11 protein-coding genes are annotated in these 16,410 nt (G+C 43.2%); 5 read left to right on the top strand and 6 right to left on the bottom strand.

Annotated features, from left to right (window positions below):
• The first annotated feature begins 17 nt into the window (after positions 1-17).
• The 5 genes from ACSZOX_RS20890 to ACSZOX_RS20910 all read left to right on the top strand — a co-directional run bounded on the left by ACSZOX_RS20890 (position 18) and on the right by ACSZOX_RS20910 (position 9,276).
• Positions 18-3,002, top strand: a complete 2,985-nt coding sequence (locus ACSZOX_RS20890) for a SusC/RagA family TonB-linked outer membrane protein (protein WP_437922151.1) — start codon at positions 18-20, stop codon at positions 3,000-3,002.
• A 10-nt stretch (positions 3,003-3,012) separates the two neighbouring features.
• Positions 3,013-4,578, top strand: a complete 1,566-nt coding sequence (locus ACSZOX_RS20895; RefSeq protein ID WP_437922152.1) for a RagB/SusD family nutrient uptake outer membrane protein — start codon at positions 3,013-3,015, stop codon at positions 4,576-4,578.
• 31 nt (positions 4,579-4,609) lie between these two features.
• Positions 4,610-5,662 carry a DUF5111 domain-containing protein gene (locus tag ACSZOX_RS20900; protein WP_437922153.1) on the top strand — a complete coding sequence of 351 codons (1,053 nt, stop codon included), beginning with the start codon at positions 4,610-4,612 and terminating at the stop codon, positions 5,660-5,662.
• Between the two features lie 43 nt (positions 5,663-5,705).
• On the top strand, positions 5,706-6,728 hold the full coding sequence (locus tag ACSZOX_RS20905) for a glycoside hydrolase family 53 protein (RefSeq protein ID WP_437922154.1): 1,023 nt from the start codon (positions 5,706-5,708) through the stop codon (positions 6,726-6,728).
• A gap of 79 nt (positions 6,729-6,807) precedes the next feature.
• Positions 6,808-9,276 carry a DUF4982 domain-containing protein gene (locus ACSZOX_RS20910; protein ID WP_437922155.1) on the top strand — a complete coding sequence of 823 codons (2,469 nt, stop codon included), beginning with the start codon at positions 6,808-6,810 and terminating at the stop codon, positions 9,274-9,276.
• Positions 9,277-9,445: 169 nt separating this feature from the next.
• On the opposite strand, the gene ACSZOX_RS20915 is transcribed toward ACSZOX_RS20910, so the two are convergent.
• The 6 genes from ACSZOX_RS20915 to ACSZOX_RS20940 form a co-directional block, all read right to left on the bottom strand.
• Entirely contained in the window at positions 9,446-10,465 is a 1,020-nt protein-coding gene (locus tag ACSZOX_RS20915; protein WP_437922156.1) for a hemin-degrading factor, read from the bottom strand.
• 31 nt (positions 10,466-10,496) lie between these two features.
• Positions 10,497-11,276, bottom strand: a complete 780-nt coding sequence (locus ACSZOX_RS20920) for a heme ABC transporter ATP-binding protein (protein ID WP_437922157.1) — start codon at positions 11,274-11,276, stop codon at positions 10,497-10,499.
• Between the two features lie 10 nt (positions 11,277-11,286).
• A complete protein-coding gene (locus tag ACSZOX_RS20925; protein ID WP_437922158.1) occupies positions 11,287-12,303 on the bottom strand; it encodes a FecCD family ABC transporter permease in 1,017 nt (338 codons plus the stop codon).
• Between the two features lie 39 nt (positions 12,304-12,342).
• Positions 12,343-13,215 carry a heme/hemin ABC transporter substrate-binding protein gene (locus ACSZOX_RS20930; protein ID WP_437922159.1) on the bottom strand — a complete coding sequence of 291 codons (873 nt, stop codon included), beginning with the start codon at positions 13,213-13,215 and terminating at the stop codon, positions 12,343-12,345.
• A gap of 67 nt (positions 13,216-13,282) precedes the next feature.
• The gene (locus ACSZOX_RS20935; RefSeq protein WP_437922160.1) at positions 13,283-14,161 is read right to left on the bottom strand and encodes a ChaN family lipoprotein; all 879 of its coding nucleotides are present in this window, start codon (positions 14,159-14,161) and stop codon (positions 13,283-13,285) included.
• Positions 14,162-14,216: 55 nt separating this feature from the next.
• Positions 14,217-16,328: a TonB-dependent receptor plug domain-containing protein gene (locus ACSZOX_RS20940; RefSeq protein WP_437922161.1), complete on the bottom strand. Its 2,112-nt coding sequence runs from the start codon at positions 16,326-16,328 to the stop codon at positions 14,217-14,219.
• Positions 16,329-16,410: the final 82 nt, after the last annotated feature.

Here is a 16,410-nt window from a genome sequence, read left to right on the forward strand (position 1 = left end):
AATATAAATCTAATAAAATGAAGGGTTTTGCATTTAAAACAAGTTTGTTGAGCTTGTCCTTGCTATCCTGCTTGGGAGAGGTGACTGATTTGCACGCTGCTACTACGGCGCATAGCGTTTGGGTAGGCTCGGCACTGCAGCAGGAAGTCCGCGGCACAGTGCGTAATGAAAATGGAGAAGGGATGGCCGGTGTTACGGTCTTGGTAGCTGGTACAACTGTAGGGACATCTACGGATGAAAATGGCTCCTACAGAATTAATGTGCCTGTGGGGAAGTCGCAATTGGTATTTACATTGCTGGGGTATACGAGCCAGACCTTGACGGTTACAGGTGGGACATTGGACGTGCAGTTAACGGCATTGCGAAATGAATTGGAGGAATTGGTGATTGTAGGTTATGGAAGTTCGACAAAGAAGGACCTTACCGGTGCTGTCAATACAGTGTCGAGTAAGGATTTTAATGGCGGCTTGGTAGGATCACCTGAACAACTGATCAATGGAAAGACGGCTGGTGTACAAGTGATGTCCAACAGCGGTTCGCCTTCAGCTGGGAGCACTATCCGTATTCGTGGGGGCGCATCGTTAAGTGCCAGTAATGACCCACTTATCGTATTGGATGGTGTACCTCTCGAAACGGGTGGGATAAGCGGGAACAGTGGGAATTTTCTGAGCTTGATCAATCCCAATGATATTGAAAGTATGACCGTGTTGAAAGATGCATCGGCTACCGCAATATATGGATCGCGTGCATCGAACGGGGTATTGCTCATTACAACAAAGAAAGGAAAAGGTGATGCGCTGCGACTTAGTTTTTCATCTATTGTTTCCATGCAACAGGCAATGGGTGTTGCTGATATGATGTCTCGCGATGAATTTGCCGACTTAATCAATAGTCGGGGCACTGCCGCACAGAAAAGCTTGCTTGGTGAGTCTTCTACGGACTGGTTGGAAGAGGTTTTTCAATCTGCAATGGGAACAGATAATAACTTGAGTTTGCAGGGTAAAATAGCCAAGGCATTGCCTTTTCGTGCTTCGGTTGGCTATTACGATCAACAAGGAACCTTGCGGACTGATCGAAGTGAACGCATGACGGGATCGTTGGTGCTCAATCCTACTTTTTTTGATCAACACCTCGCGGTAAATCTGAACCTAAAAGGAGCTAGAAATAACAATCGTTTTGCGAATACGGATGCTATTTGGTCGGCAATAGCGTTCAATCCGACGCAGCCTATTTACTCGGGGGTGGACGCTTATGGCGGTTACTACGAGAGTCTGGATAATGCGGGACTTCCGGCAACTGGTGCGAATTTGAATCCTTTAGGCTTACTTAGGCAGGAACGCCACCGTAGCAATGTCAATCGTGGTATAGGTAATTTGGATGTGGACTATAAGTTTCATTTTTTGCCTGAATTGAAGGCGCATGTAACTTTGGGTTACGATTACGCAAAAGGAGATGGTTTTAACCATATTCCAGCGTCGGCGGCAAATAACTTCACTATCGGAGGGGCCTATGACACCTATGCGCAAACCTTGAAAAACAAACTATTTACAGGTTATCTGAACTATAACAAAGCGCTTCCAGAGATCAAGAGTACAATTGAAGTTACTGCTGGTCATGACTATCAATATTGGAGTGCAACACGCCCACCGATTGTGTACTATAATGATGCTGCTGAGGTTCGCTCTACAGCAATAGGCTCAGACGAAAGACATACGCTGATTTCTTGGTATGGCCGCTTAAATTATAATTACGACAGCCGTTATTTGTTGACCGCGACTATTCGTAAAGATGGCACTTCTCGTTTTAGCCCGGAGAATCGATGGGGAACATTTCCTTCGTTGGCTTTGGCGTGGCGCCTATCGGAGGAATCCTTCCTCAAAGGAGTCTCTTTCTTGGATGACTTGAAGCTAAGAGCGAGCTATGGCGTAACGGGACAGCAGGAAGGTATTGGAAATTATGAATACCTGCCGGTATATAACTTAGGAACCGAATATGCACAGTATCGATTTGGCGATCAATACCATTTGGTGTATCGTCCTTCGGTATACAATAGAGACTTGCGATGGGAAACTACAAAGGCATTTAATTATGGTATGGATTTTTCGCTTTGGCAAGGCCGTGTTTCTGGTGCGGTAGAATACTACACGCGTAAAACACATGATTTGTTGGCCAATGTGCCTGTGGCAGCGGGAACAAACTTTGATCAGAATGCAACGATCAATGTCGGGAATGTGGAAAGCCGTGGATTGGAGTTTCAATTGAATACGGTACCTGTCCAAACAGAAAATCTTCGCTGGGAGGTGAATGTCAATGCAACGAACCAAGATATTAAAGTAACGAATATAGCGCTGGTACAAGATGCGTCGTCTGTCGGGACTTATGTCGGACCATCAGTAAGCGGTCGCGGAATTCAAATATTGACCACAGGCTACCAGCCGTATATGTTCTATGTCTATAAACAGATGTACGACGAGGCGGGGAAACCTCTAGAAGGCGTGTATGCGGATCTCAATGAGGATGGGGCTATTGATGAAGGTGATTTGTATCGTTATCAATCGCCCGCGGCGAAGTGGTTATTTGGCTTTAATACGCAGGTGACATACAAGAAGTGGTCGGCAGCGACAACACTACGTGCCAACGTTGGTAACTATGTTTTCAATAATACGAAAATGAATTTAAGTGCTTGGGAAACGGTGCAGTATGTGGATGCGGCATTGAATAATTTGCACCGCGATTATTTGAACACAGGATTTCAGACCAGACAGTATTATTCAGACTATTATGTAGAGAATGCATCTTTTCTTCGGATGGAAAACATAACCTTGGGTTATAACTTCGGAAAGGTTTGGAAAATTTCCAACTTGCGCGCTGGCGCAGTCGTGCAAAATGTATTTGTAATAAGCAAGTACAGCGGCATAGATCCAGAGGTGCCAAGTGGTTTTGATAGCTCGTTCTATCCGCGTTCGCGTACGTTCTCGTTGAGTTTAAATATGGATTTTTAAAAGGTTTATCATGAAAAATATTAAAATATACGGCTGTGGGATATTGTCCATCCTTCTATTGCTGGTATCCTGCACTAAGGATCTGAACCAGTACCCCACAATAGAGACAACTTCGGAAGCTGTTTATACTTCCGTGGACGGATACCGTGCTGTACTGGCGAAGTTATATGGTTCCTTCGCCGTGGCAGGAAATGGCCGCGGGGATGCTGATCCGGATATGGCAGGGACAACGGCAACATGGGGATATTTACGGGTTTATTTCAATTTGCAGGAGGTCCCTACCGATGAAGTAATTTATACGTGGGCGGGAGGCGATAATATGGTGGAATTGCAGTATATGACCTGGGGTGCTTCTGATACTTGGGTAAATGCAATGTACTATAGAATTTATTATACCGTGGCACTGTGTAATGAATTCCTTCGCAACGCGACTCCAGAAAAACTAGCAGGTTTTACCGATGCAGAGCGCTTGGATATTGAAGGTTTTGCAGCGGAAGCTCGTTTTCTGCGTGCATTGGCTTACAGTCATGCTATGGATCTCTATGGAAATGTTCCTTTCGTAACCGAAAAAGATGCTGTTGCTGCATTTTTTCCGCCTCGTATCACACGAAATGATTTGTTTAATTATATCGAACAAGAGCTTGTTGGTATTGCGGATATATTACCGGAATCGTTCCAAAATCAGTACGGTAGGGTGAGCCGTGCAGCGGCATGGGCACTTTTAGCAAAAAATTATTTAAATGCAGCGGTTTATACGGGGACGCCTCGTTATGATGATTGTGTAAACTACAGCAAAAAGGTCATTGAAAGTGGTTATAGCTTGAATGCAGATTACAAACAACTGTTCAATGCAGATAATGACAAGCGCACCAACGAAATTATTTTCCCTATACAAGCGGATGTAGAACATACCACAACTTGGGGGGCAACAACCTATTTGGTGAACGGTCCTATTGTGGGGAGTATGCAGGCTACTAACTATGGGGTACTATCTGGGTGGAATAGCTTTCGAACACTTCGGGAATTTGTCGCTATTTTCAGTACAGATGATAAACGTGGTGACTTTTGGAAAAGTGGTCAGTCACTCGATGTGGATGATCCTTCTTCCTCCAGCCAAGGTTACGGTTTGGTAAAGTTTACGAATCTGAACGACGATGGAACGTATAAAACGGATGAAGGTTTGGTGAGTACAGATTTTCCGATGATTCGTTTAGCTGATGTGTACTTAATGTATGCAGAGGCTGTATTGCGCGGTGGTGGTGGAAGTGCGACCGAAGCGCTCGAGTTGGTTAACCAGATCCGACAGCGTGCTTTTGCTGGTACCTTAGGTTCAATCAGTCAGGCACAGCTTACCTTGGACTTTATCCTTGAAGAGCGTGGACGTGAACTCTTTTGGGAATGTACACGACGTACCGACCTTATACGCTTTGGCCGATTTACAGGGAATACATATCTCTGGCAATGGAAGGGGGGCGATGTAAATGGACGTAGTGTGGATGCAAAGTTTAATCTTTATCCTATACCAACCACGGATATGACGGCGAACCCGAATTTGATACAGAATGTCGGTTACTAATGCTAATACCGTTTAACAAATTAGACCTAGAATGAAAAAAATAATAATCTGTGCGCTGGCACTAGTTGTGATGGCGTGCAAGAAAGAAGGTGAACAGCCGACTATATCCGGATTGGAAGGGGCAGTGCTCCATAGTAGTGCCGACGATATACAATTGGATGTGACAACACGAAAGGGAGTCGCATTGCAATTGGTATGGAATGAAGCAACTCTGAATACAGAACAACCAATCGCTGCTTCTGCGCTTAAAAATACGCTGCAGTTGTCAATAGATGCTTCGTTTGCTACTATTGCAAAAAGCGTGGAACAAGTTCCTGCCTCGTTAAGCTATACACACGAGCAGTTGAATAACTTGGTTTTAGGAATGGGTTTTCTGCCTGCCGAAAAGAAGACGTTGTACGTGCGCGTGGTTTCGAGTCTGTCGAGAAACAGCGAAGCGGTATATAGCAACGTGTTAGCAATCGACATAACAGCGTATGAACCGGTTGCTGATGCAAATTACCTGTACGTAGCTAACAAAGAGTTGACACAGTTTCCTTGGAAGTTGTGCTCCCGAAAGGAAGATGGCGTTTATGATGGCTTTGTAAAAGTGGACCCTTGGTATAATTTCTATTTAACCAATGAAGAGAGTGCCAGTGCTTCGCTCATTTACGGTTCTTATCCAGTGAATGGAAATCAATACATTTTGTATAGTGGCGATGACCGTTGGAACTGTTGGACCACGAATGGAGGTTATCTGTATTTGTCGGCTGATGTGAATAAATTGAGTTGGAAAGAAACGGTTGTTGAATCGTTGGCGGTGACTGGTGATTTTAATGGTTGGAGTACCACGGCTACTCCTATGATTTATGATTCATCTGCTAAAGTTTGGAAAGCGAGTATAACCACAACTGCTGCACAGCAATGGGGAATTAAAGTGCTTATTAATGGAAGTTGGACTTGGTTTTTTGGTGCCGCGGAGCAGGAAGGTGTCTGTAGCTTGTATACCTCGGATGCGAGTGGTTTTGCATTTGATAAAGTGGGGACACATACGCTCATACTTGATCTTAGCGATCCACAGGCGTTTAGATATGTGGTAGAATAATGGCGAATTTTCGGTTTTGCTGTAGGAATATAAAAAAGACAACATGAAGAATTTTAATCAATATATAGGATTACTTTGCCTTTGCTTGGGCCTATGGGCTTGCGACAATAAAACAGAAATAGAACCCGTGCAAAACTCGGACACTATGGCTAAAGGTGCGGATGTGAGTTGGATTACTGAGATGGAGGCTTCCGGTATTCAATTCTACAATAACGCGGGTGTAACGATGGATGGAATGAAGCTCTTAAAATCCTTAGGAATGGATGCTATACGTCTCCGTGTTTGGGTGAATCCGGAAAATGGTTGGTGTAACAAAGAAGATCTTTTGGTAAAAGCCCGAAGAGCACAGCATTTGGGCATGCGATTAATGATTGACTTTCATTACAGTGATTCCTGGGCCGATCCTGGTCAGCAGACAAAGCCTGCTGCGTGGACCAATCTTTCTTTTGACGGCTTAAAAAATGCGGTTGCTCAGCACAGTAGAGAAATTTTGCAGTTGTTGAAAGACAATGGTATTACGCCAGAATGGGTACAGGTCGGAAATGAAACGGGTAACGGTATGCTTTGGGAAGAAGGGAAGGCTTCGGTCAGTATGGCGAATTATGCAGCTTTAAATAATGCAGGTTATGATGCTGTAAAAGAAGTGTTTCCAACAACAAAGGTCATTGTGCACGTACATAATGGCTATGATAATAGTTTATTTCGGTGGTTGTTTGATGGGTTGAAAGACAATGGCGGAAAATGGGATGTAATTGGCATGTCTCTTTATCCTTCCAAAGATAACTGGGAAGAGCGAAACGCTGCTTGTATTAGTAATATTAACGATATGCAAAATCGTTATGGTAAAGAGGTAATGCTTTGTGAGGTGGGGATGAGCTGGGATGAGGCAGATGTGGCTGAACGTTGGCTTACGGCTTTGTTGCAGTCGCTACGAAATGATACCAATGAAAAGGTACTCGGAGTTTTCTACTGGGAGCCTCTTGCCTACGGTGGATGGAACGGTTACACGCTTGGGGCATTCGATGATAGTGGTCGACCGACGAAGGTATTCAATGCATTTAAATAAATAGTGAAACGAATAAACAAATAGTACGTAGGAGCTTGTTTATAGGAATGGGCTCCTACACCTGTAAATAATTATACCGATGAATAAAATGAAGCGTATTGCTTATTACTTGTTGTTTTTTGCCTTCTTCATTCCTGTATTGTCGTTCGGGCAAACAAGGATGACTTTTATGCTGGAAAAGAATTGGCGTTTCTCTCAAGGAGATATTGCTGATGCTGCGGCTATTGCTTTCGACGACAGCGCTTGGAAAATGGTGACTGTCCCTCATGATTGGGCTATATTCGGACCTTTCGATCGAAATCATGATCTGCAGGAAGTTGCTATCACACAGAATGGAGAAAAGCGTGCGACAGTGAAAACCGGACGAACAGGAGGACTACCTTATGTGGGAATAGGCTGGTATCGCAATAATTTTGATGTACCGCGGTTCGCTGAAGAGAAGAAGCGTGTGCTATTAAAGTTTGATGGAGCGATGAGCGAGGCGCGTGTATATGTAAATGGAAAGGAAGCTTGTTTTTGGCCGTATGGCTACAATGCTTTTCATTGTGATGTAACCGATCTGATTCATAAAAATGGTCTGAATAATAAAATTGCTGTGCGGTTGGAAAATAAACCGCAATCGTCGCGTTGGTATCCAGGTGCGGGCCTTTACCGTAATGTGCATGTTATTATAACTGACGAAATTCATGTTCCAGTTTGGGGAACCTATATTACAACACCCTTCGTTTCTGATAGTACAGCTTCAGTGCGGTTGGAAACGAAATTGGAAAATGCGGACGGAAAATTGATACGTGTGCTTACGGATATCCTAGATGAACAAGGAAGGGTTGTCGCGCATAAAGAAAATGAGCAAAAATTGAACTATGGAAAGCCTTTTGTTCAACATTTCGAGGTTGTTGATCCAAAGCGTTGGAGTCCAGAACATCCTAGTCTCTACTATGCCTCTTCTCAAATTTTTGTAGATGGAAAGTTAGTGGATACGTTCAAAACGCGTTTTGGTATTCGAGATATTCGCTTTGTAGCAGATAAAGGTTTTTATCTTAATGGTGAACTTCGTAAGTTTCAAGGGGTCTGCAATCATCACGATCTAGGGCCCTTGGGAGCCGCTATCAATGTTTCTGCTTTGCGCTATCAATTGCAACTGTTAAAGGATATGGGCTGTGATGCTGTACGTACGGCACATAATATGCCTGCTCCCGAATTGGTTGATCTCTGTGATGAATTGGGATTGATGATGATGATTGAGCCTTTTGATGAATGGGAAATTGCTAAATGCGCGAATGGTTATCACCGCTTTTTTGCCGAATGGGCAGAACGTGATATGATAAATATGATTCATCATTTTAGGAATAACCCTTCTGTGGTGATGTGGAGCATTGGAAATGAGGTGCCGACGCAATGCAGTCCCGATGGTTACAAAGTGGCGAGTTATCTACAGGAAATCTGCCATCGGGAGGATCCAACCCGTCCAGTAACCTGTGGGATGGATCAGGTGAGCTGTGTGTTGGAAAATGGTTTTGCGAGTATGCTTGATATTCCTGGATTCAACTATCGCACGCAACGATATCAAGAGGCATATGTGAAGTTACCGCAGAATATGGTTCTGGGATCGGAGACTGCATCGACGGTAAGTTCGAGAGGTGTTTATAAATTTCCGGTAACGAAGCGCGCGGATGCATTGTATACTGATCATCAATCGTCATCTTACGATATGGAATACTGTTCTTGGTCAAATTTGCCAGATGAGGATTTTGCGTTGGCCGACGACTATCATTGGACAATGGGACAATTTGTTTGGACGGGTTTTGATTACCTTGGAGAGCCATCGCCTTATGATACGGATGCTTGGCCTAACCATAGCTCCATGTTTGGTATTATTGATTTGGCGAGTATTCCCAAAGACCGCTATTATTTATACCGTAGTATTTGGAATAAGAAGGAGAATACGTTACATATTCTACCGCATTGGACTTGGCCGGATCGGGTAGGTCAGCAGACTCCGGTTTTCGTGTATACCAACTATCCAAGTGCAGAACTTTTTATCAATGGTAAGAGCCAGGGAGTACAACAGAAAAATAATTCAACGCTGCTTCATCGCTATAGATTGATGTGGATGGATGCCGTGTATGAACCAGGAGAAATCAAAGTGGTGGCATATGATCGTGATGGAAAGGTCGCTGCTCAAGAGATTGTGCGTACGGCGGGTAATCCCTATCAAGTAGTATTGGAACCCGCACAAAAATCGATTGAGGCAGATGGACGTGCCTTATCCTACATCCGCGTGAAGGCTGTAGACAAAACAGGAAACCTGTGCCCATTGGATAGTTCTCTAGTTAAATTTGAGGTGAAGGGGGCGGGAAAGTTTAAGGCAGTAGCCAACGGTGACCCCACTAGTCTTGAGCTTTTTCACAAGCCAGAGATGAGACTGTTCAATGGACAATTGACATTGATTGTCCAAGCTACTGAGACTAGTGGTATTGTTGAAGTGGTAGCAAAGGCTAAGGGATTGAAAAGAGGTGTGACTCGGATTGAATCTGTTGGTTTGTAAAAATATTAGCAATTGTACAATAAGAAAAACGATTGATATTATCCTGCTTGTTCGATGCTTCTTAGATTTTAAAAATAGCAGTTAGTAGCCAAAATAGACTTGAGAAGAAGCTATTTTGGCTACTGAATTTAGGTTAAGAATGTAGGTATGTTCCTTTATGAAATTTCTCTTAAGTCGTAATAGGTAGTACCGAGGTAATTGCTTCTCGCCAAGTTTTAGATTCTGCAATACCTGGTTTTCTTTTACCAAAAAACTGCACAATCATTTCCCCAAGTGCATCGAATACCTCTACGCTGGTTACCAAACCATCTCTAGTTGGTTTTTTTACTATCCATACCTCAGCAATATGATCTTCACGTAAATGCATATTGAATAGTTCGTCCAGAATATTGAACCAAGGGCCGGTCTGCAGAAGTTTAGTTATTGTTCCAGTGTGTATTTGAATACATCCTGAATTTCCAATAAATACCATGATTGGTATTTGCTGCGTAGATACAGCTGCTAGCAACGCTTTTAGATATGTGCTGTCGATGCGTTGTGCAAATCCTTCTGGCGCTAGTTGGAGAGCTTGGACTCGACCTAAATCATATTTTTTAATTAAAGAAAAAAAATGATGGGTATCTTCCAAGGCGCGCCACTCATTTTGAAAGGTTGTTATATCTGCAGCTACCATCGATTTTTTTTGTTGGATTGCTTGCTTGGTACTGGTTTCTATCTGTAAAGTTGTCTCGTCTTCGTATTGAAATGTTTTTACGATCGTATCAAACTCATGAACGATACTTTTGTCCGTAAGGTATATTTTATGTATTGCAGAACCATCTTTTGCAAAAAACTGTATACTTTTTCTCTCGCCTTCTAAAACCGCAAACACGAATTTCCATTGGAATAGGAAAAGGCGAAGATCAATATCGGGATTGGCAACAAGACCAATTTTTCCTTCAAAGCTAGGCTCGCTATAAATGCCTTTGCGCTCATGGACGGCATGCTCATTTCTGGTCAGTGCCATGACGTCCCCTAATTTGGGGATTTCGTTTAGAATTTGTTCAAATTCAGCTCTTAAACGAATGTTTTGTGTGCCGATAGCAACTAATTCTACTTCGCTTACAGCTAATTCTTTTGCCGCGTCCCGAATACGGAGTTTAGGATTTTCTTGACGTAAGCTGTGGTATTTTTCAGATAATTTATCCATTTATTATTTTCTTAATTTGCTTTTATAATGACTACGAAATCGGAAATACGAGTGGGAACCGAAAATCTGGAACCAGGATCTTTTTGATTTTGATTTGGAATGCGTGTTCGATATTTGCTTCAGTAACAACCTGCCCAGGCGTACCATAGGCGATTCGCTCACCTTGTCTGAGGAGTAGCAGTTGATCAGCATATTGACAGGCCTGATTGATATCGTGAAGTACGCTGATGACTGTGCATCCTTTTTTTGTTAACGCTTTTGCGACTTGCAATATATGCTGTTGATACAGGATATCTAAACCGGTGGTTGGCTCGTCTAAGAAAAGCAATGCATTTTCTTTTCCGTATATCTGAGCCAATACTCTGGCAAGCTGTACGCGCTGTTGCTCACCGCCCGAAAGGGTATTATAATCTCGGTGACTGTAGCTTAGTATACCTGTTTCGGATAAAACATTTCGCACGATTTCGTAATCTTTTGCTGTTGGCCGTTGGCTGAAATGTGGATATCTCCCCATCATCACTAATTCGTCTACTCGAAAAGACATTGATAACGTGCTTTGTTGGCTCAACACGGATCGAAAGCGGGCGAGTTCGGCTATGCTGTATGATTCTAAGGGATTACCGTAGATGTCTATACTGCCTGACGTAGGTTCTAGCTCTTTGGATAGTATTTTTAATAGGGTACTTTTGCCAGCGCCATTAGCCCCGATCACAGCGAGCATTTTGTTCTGAGGGAGCATAAAGGAAATATCGTGTAGTAATACTTTCCTCGCAACCTCATATCCAATATTTTTTACAGTAAGTGCTTCCATTGATGAAGAGTTAAAAATATTTTTTTCTACGCTCGCGTACAATAATGTAGATAAAGATAGGTGTTCCGATCATTGCTGTCAATATGCCTATTGGTAGTTCTGCCGGTGACACGATGGTTCTAGCCAATAGATCGGCTAGAACCAATACAATCGCTCCCAATAGAGAAGAAGCGATAAGTAGCAAACGATGATCTGATGAAAATATAATACGGATAATATGTGGTACAACTAAACCAATAAATCCTATTATTCCCGCTACAGCGACCGACGATCCCACACCTAAGGTCGCAAGTAAGATGATAATTTGTTTCAATTTGGAGACATTTATGCCCATATGCATAGCTTGTGACTCGCCAAGTGCGAGTGCATTCATGGATTTTGCTAAAAAAGGAAGAATGATCAAGGGAATAATGGCAAATGGCAACATGGTTGATACGGTTTTCCAATTTGCTCCACCCAAGCTTCCGAGGCTCCAAAAAGTGATGTTTCGGAGCTGCTCGTCGTTGGCGAGGTAAATTAAAAGTCCTGTTGATGCCCCTGCTAATGCATTGATGGCTATACCCGCTAAAAGCAGGGTGGTGATATCTGCTTTTCCTTGTCGCGTAGCTAAACGATAAATCATCGATGTAGTAAGACAGGCTCCAAAAAAAGCGGCGAAAGCTAACGCATAGTATCCTAAATAAGCTTTTACGGCAAGAAAGAGTGGAATTTCCAATACAATAAATAGGGCAGCAAACAACATGGCTCCAGATGATATACCTATCAAGCCTGGTTCCGCTAGTGGGTTGCGAAAAAGCCCCTGTATCACTGCTCCAGAAATGGACAACGCGCTTCCAACAAAAACGCCCAATAGTACCCTAGGTAAACGTATGTTATAAAATACAGCTTCTTGTTGGGCTTGGAAAGCGGCTCCGTTATCGATACCTACACGGTGCATGATAATAGACCATAATTCGGAAAAGCTGATCTTTACAGCGCCTAAGCAGAGCGAAAGTAGGCAGACTCCAATGAGAATGGTCGATAACATGAAGAATATTACACTGTTTTTCAATTTGAAGCGGTTTAACTACTGATAAATCTTTGTCCAAAGTTCCTTTATGGCTTGTCCCAAACGGGGGCTGAAACCGGTGAGCAACTGGCCATCCATTTCTATAATTTTTTTGTTTTTACCGGCATTTGTTTCTTGGACGCCCTGCACCTGCAGGAGACCTTCAATTCCTCCGAGACTTTCTAGGCCAGAGTTAAATAATAGGATGACGTCAGGATTAGCTGCTACAAGAGCTTCGGCAGTGAGGGGCTTATACTCCTTAAAACCTTGCACAGCATTTTGTGCTCCGGCCAATTCTATAACATGTTGTATAGGCGTATCTTCGCCAGCGACCATCATCGTACCTGCACCACGTGCATAGATGAACAGGACTTTACGCTTTTCTTTTTCGAATGCGTGGGTTGGAAATTGATCCAGATCGGTTTCCAATACGCGAACGATAGAATCCCCTTTTGTGGGTACGCCAAGACTGTCGGCTATGGCATGTATAAGTTTTTTACTGCCCGCTACACTGAATTCCTGATCAAATAATAGCAGCCGGGCACCAGCAGAACTGAGTAGATCGGCAAGCTCTGGATTAATGTCTTGTTTCGTGCCTATAACCAACGTGGGATTTAGCGCAAGAATGCCTTCGGAAGACAGTTTGCGACTATGTCCGATGCGGGGTATGTCTGCCAGGCTCTTCGGATAGGTACTGGCAAGATCTACACCGACAATTTTGTCCGTTAAGCCCAATGCCGCGAGTATCTCAGAAGTTGTTCCGTTTACGGAAACAATACGTGCAGAATCCAAAAGGCTGTCTTGATCGGTTTTCGAGGAAACACAAGAATGAAGCGTAATCGATAGGCTAGCTATGTATAGGCCAATAAGATAGATTTTTAGTTTATTCATCTTAGTATAGGGATTATTGTTTGTCATAAATATATTGTACGTTTTTCAGGGTCAATGAAGTTGTATATCAAAAACTCCGTTTGATGGATGGGTTCGTCACGATGATGAAATCAGCCAGATGTTCCCATGCCTTCCAATCTGGTTGGCTGAAGCTATCATGGCTGAAGGCTGAAATATTTAACAATTTCAGTTTTTTAGCATAACGCTTAAGGTGCGCATAGGTGCCGAGCTTTTCGTCGCTGTGAAAACGACCATTCAAATGGAATATCTGTTTGACAGAGCTTTTGTTTGCGGCTGATGCGAGTTGCCAAGCCATTGTCGCATCCCAAAGATTCTGCGATTGGTAAATTTTCATGTTTCCCATTCCTTCATGCCCACCCAGTAAGCCAACGAATTTTTCATAGTATTTTCCTGTTAGTGTATCGAAGGGTAGGGGTGCTATCCATTTTTTCGCTTCTTTCGGTAGTTCTGTTAGGCTTTCTATCCCGAGGCGGCTGACCCTGTTCGTGTAACGCGACGGCGCATTGGCAGCAATTACAGGAAGACCATTTTCCCTAGCATATTCTGTTAATGGTCTATAGTCTTTGTAATTTTTCCAGACACGTGCGTCTGTATTTAAATTTTTTTCTGTAATCCATCCCGCAAGATACTCATCTAGTACAGGTTGTGTGTCTGTCTGAAACATCTCCATCGATAGTGTTAAACCGTCTCCATAATGCTGATGCAGTCCTTTGAATATTGCCAGTTCGAGTAGATGTGCGACGGAATCGTTGTGCTCTTCGCCAAAAAATACGACATCTGCATCTTTTAGTTTTTCTATCAGTTCTGTTAAGGTAATCTCTTGACGAAGTTTTACACTATAGATTCTGTGAAGGCTATCTTGTGCGAGGGAGACTATGGGAAGCATGAATAGTAACAGTGCTAGTTGTATGGTGATATGTCGCATTTTATTTTTATTGAAAGTTTGTTTTTTTTCTGTCTTATGAAACGGTTGTGCTTTTCTAAAGTTGGTAGCTGGCTCTAAAGCAGAAGCTCCTTCCGTATCCTGTGTATATTGTTCTTAGATCCCCGCTATAATGTTCTTGTCCATCTGTCGCCTGGAAATGAACACTTTTTGAATCCAATAGATTGTTTCCGGTCAATACGAGATTCAGCCGTTGGTTTAATAGCGAGGTGCCTATATGTAGATCTGCAAGATGGTAGCTAGGGGCATCGTTATGGATTCGGTTTATTTCCGTGCTTCCGTATGCTCGTTCGAAAGAGTAGGTAGACTGTCGTCCCACGCAACGATAGTTGAGTTGCACCCAAGAGTTTTTCGGAAGATTATAACGTCCTAGTAACGCAACTTCAGAATGGAAAAGATACCGGTCATACCGTTCACTGTCGGAAAAATCATTCCCCCTCAATCCCAACAGACTGTATGCTGTTTGGATACGCCAACGGTGCGTAGCGGCTTTCACCTCGATTTTGTTCGACCACGATTTGTGGCTTTGGCTATTGCTATATTGGTAGCGTTCTTGTTGAGCATCTAGTTGTGGTACAGCAGTAATCACAATACGATCTTTTAATTGACGATAGGCAGAACTGATGTTGGTTTGTAGTTGTAAATTCCCTTTGGCGAGAAGATGATAGTTCCAATCAGCCAACACCGACGTACCGTGCTCGGGACGTAGATTCGTATTTCCTTCCAATAGGTTGAATTCACTGTCTAGATAGGTGAACAATTCGCGTTGGTTGGGAAGTCGGTTTACTTTTTCACCGATCAAGCCCAGATGGTGTTTCCCCTTATTATAAGCTATTGATATAGAGGGGAGGGGATCTGTATAGGAAATTGTTCGATGATGGGCGACTCGTAAAGCTGGCTGTATCGTAATGAATCGGATCGGATTCCAACGTAGATAGGTGAAGCCGCTAATATGTCTCATGTTGTGGTTGATCTCTTGCGTAGTGTATGTCCCCGGTTCATCTGCGATATGAGCCTTTGTCCAATCAAGCTCATAACCAACTGTCCAGTTCAATTTGTTCGCTACAATAGGCTTTTCTAGCCTACCTTTGCTATGCCATGTCTCTGTATCGTATAGCGTTATTTCCGGACTTTTCTCTAATGGAATGTTGTCCGCTGTACGCACCCAATCGTTCCTTTTTCGTGTATCTGCGTTCTGATATGAAAGATCGATGATTAACGTTGCATCTCGCCACAGTAGCGTTTTTAATTGGGAATGATGCAGCTGACGACGGTATTGGTTTTTATGATCTGTAACGGTATAGAAGTCAAGATAATCGTTGTCTCGATAATCGAGGTTGTTGATATGTCCGTAAACAGTGAGATCCCTATCGTACATGGCATATTGGTAGTAAATGGAGAGTTTATCGTTTGCGTATCCAAAGAAAACTTGTGCATTCAATGTATTATTGGGCGACCATTCGTACCCACGGCTATGGGTATAACCTTCCTGACGTAAATTTCCCTGATACTCGCCCCACACTCCCTTGAAGACATCACGCTGTAAATCCATACCAAAAAGCAGTCCTTTGCGGGTCTGATGTTGAATGCCAAACTGCTGTACATGTCGTCCTTTTGCACCGTAATTTTTTTTCAAATTGTATTCGCTAGCAAGGCTCTGCTCATAGACGCCTGCGTAAGCGGAAGTGCCAACTTGTACCGTGTCAGCACGTGTTACGACGTTGATTACGCCCGAAAGTGTACCACTTCCATACGCCACGCCTAATGGTGCGTTCGAAATCTCTATACGTTCTACGCGGTTCATCGGTATAGAGGATAGGTCTACATGCCCTCCAAACATATCGCTACCCGATAGCGGAACACCATTTAACAGTATTTTCGTATAACGACTGTTCAGGTCGAAAGCTCGTGTTCGTGCGCCACCGATTTCTGGAGCTAGTTCTAGCTCTAAATTGAGTTCAAATCGTAATGCTTCGGCAAGATTATTGACAGATAAACCAAGAAGCATTTCTTTATCTATCACGCGAAGAGGCATTAACCCACTATGTAGTCCGAAGTCTGGCTCTATCCGCTTGTCGCCAGATTGTGCGAATAGTAATTGTGCCGTCAGGAACAACAGGAACAACGGAAGTAAACTTTTTTGTCGCATGGCTTGCAAACGCTTATAATAATGTATTGATGTAGGCTGTTCGTTGCATAGTCATAAATCCAGACTATAGAGGAAGTCTCTA

The sequence above is a fragment of the Sphingobacterium sp. LRF_L2 genome (genome assembly GCF_965644235.1).
Classification (GTDB): domain Bacteria; phylum Bacteroidota; class Bacteroidia; order Sphingobacteriales; family Sphingobacteriaceae; genus Sphingobacterium.

Excerpts from the sequence above, each read along its gene's own strand:
- ACSZOX_RS20890 (WP_437922151.1), top strand. The coding sequence starts at position 18 with ATGAAGGGTTTTGCATTTAAAACAAGTTTGTTGAGCTTGTCCTTGCTA.
- ACSZOX_RS20895 (WP_437922152.1), top strand. The coding sequence starts at position 3,013 with ATGAAAAATATTAAAATATACGGCTGTGGGATATTGTCCATCCTTCTA.
- ACSZOX_RS20900 (WP_437922153.1), top strand. The coding sequence starts at position 4,610 with ATGAAAAAAATAATAATCTGTGCGCTGGCACTAGTTGTGATGGCGTGC.
- ACSZOX_RS20905 (WP_437922154.1), top strand. The coding sequence starts at position 5,706 with ATGAAGAATTTTAATCAATATATAGGATTACTTTGCCTTTGCTTGGGC.
- ACSZOX_RS20910 (WP_437922155.1), top strand. The coding sequence starts at position 6,808 with ATGAATAAAATGAAGCGTATTGCTTATTACTTGTTGTTTTTTGCCTTC.
- ACSZOX_RS20915 (WP_437922156.1), bottom strand. The coding sequence starts at position 10,465 with ATGGATAAATTATCTGAAAAATACCACAGCTTACGTCAAGAAAATCCT.
- ACSZOX_RS20920 (WP_437922157.1), bottom strand. The coding sequence starts at position 11,276 with ATGGAAGCACTTACTGTAAAAAATATTGGATATGAGGTTGCGAGGAAA.
- ACSZOX_RS20925 (WP_437922158.1), bottom strand. The coding sequence starts at position 12,303 with ATGTTATCGACCATTCTCATTGGAGTCTGCCTACTTTCGCTCTGCTTA.
- ACSZOX_RS20930 (WP_437922159.1), bottom strand. The coding sequence starts at position 13,215 with ATGAATAAACTAAAAATCTATCTTATTGGCCTATACATAGCTAGCCTA.
- ACSZOX_RS20935 (WP_437922160.1), bottom strand. The coding sequence starts at position 14,161 with ATGCGACATATCACCATACAACTAGCACTGTTACTATTCATGCTTCCC.
- ACSZOX_RS20940 (WP_437922161.1), bottom strand. The coding sequence starts at position 16,328 with ATGCGACAAAAAAGTTTACTTCCGTTGTTCCTGTTGTTCCTGACGGCA.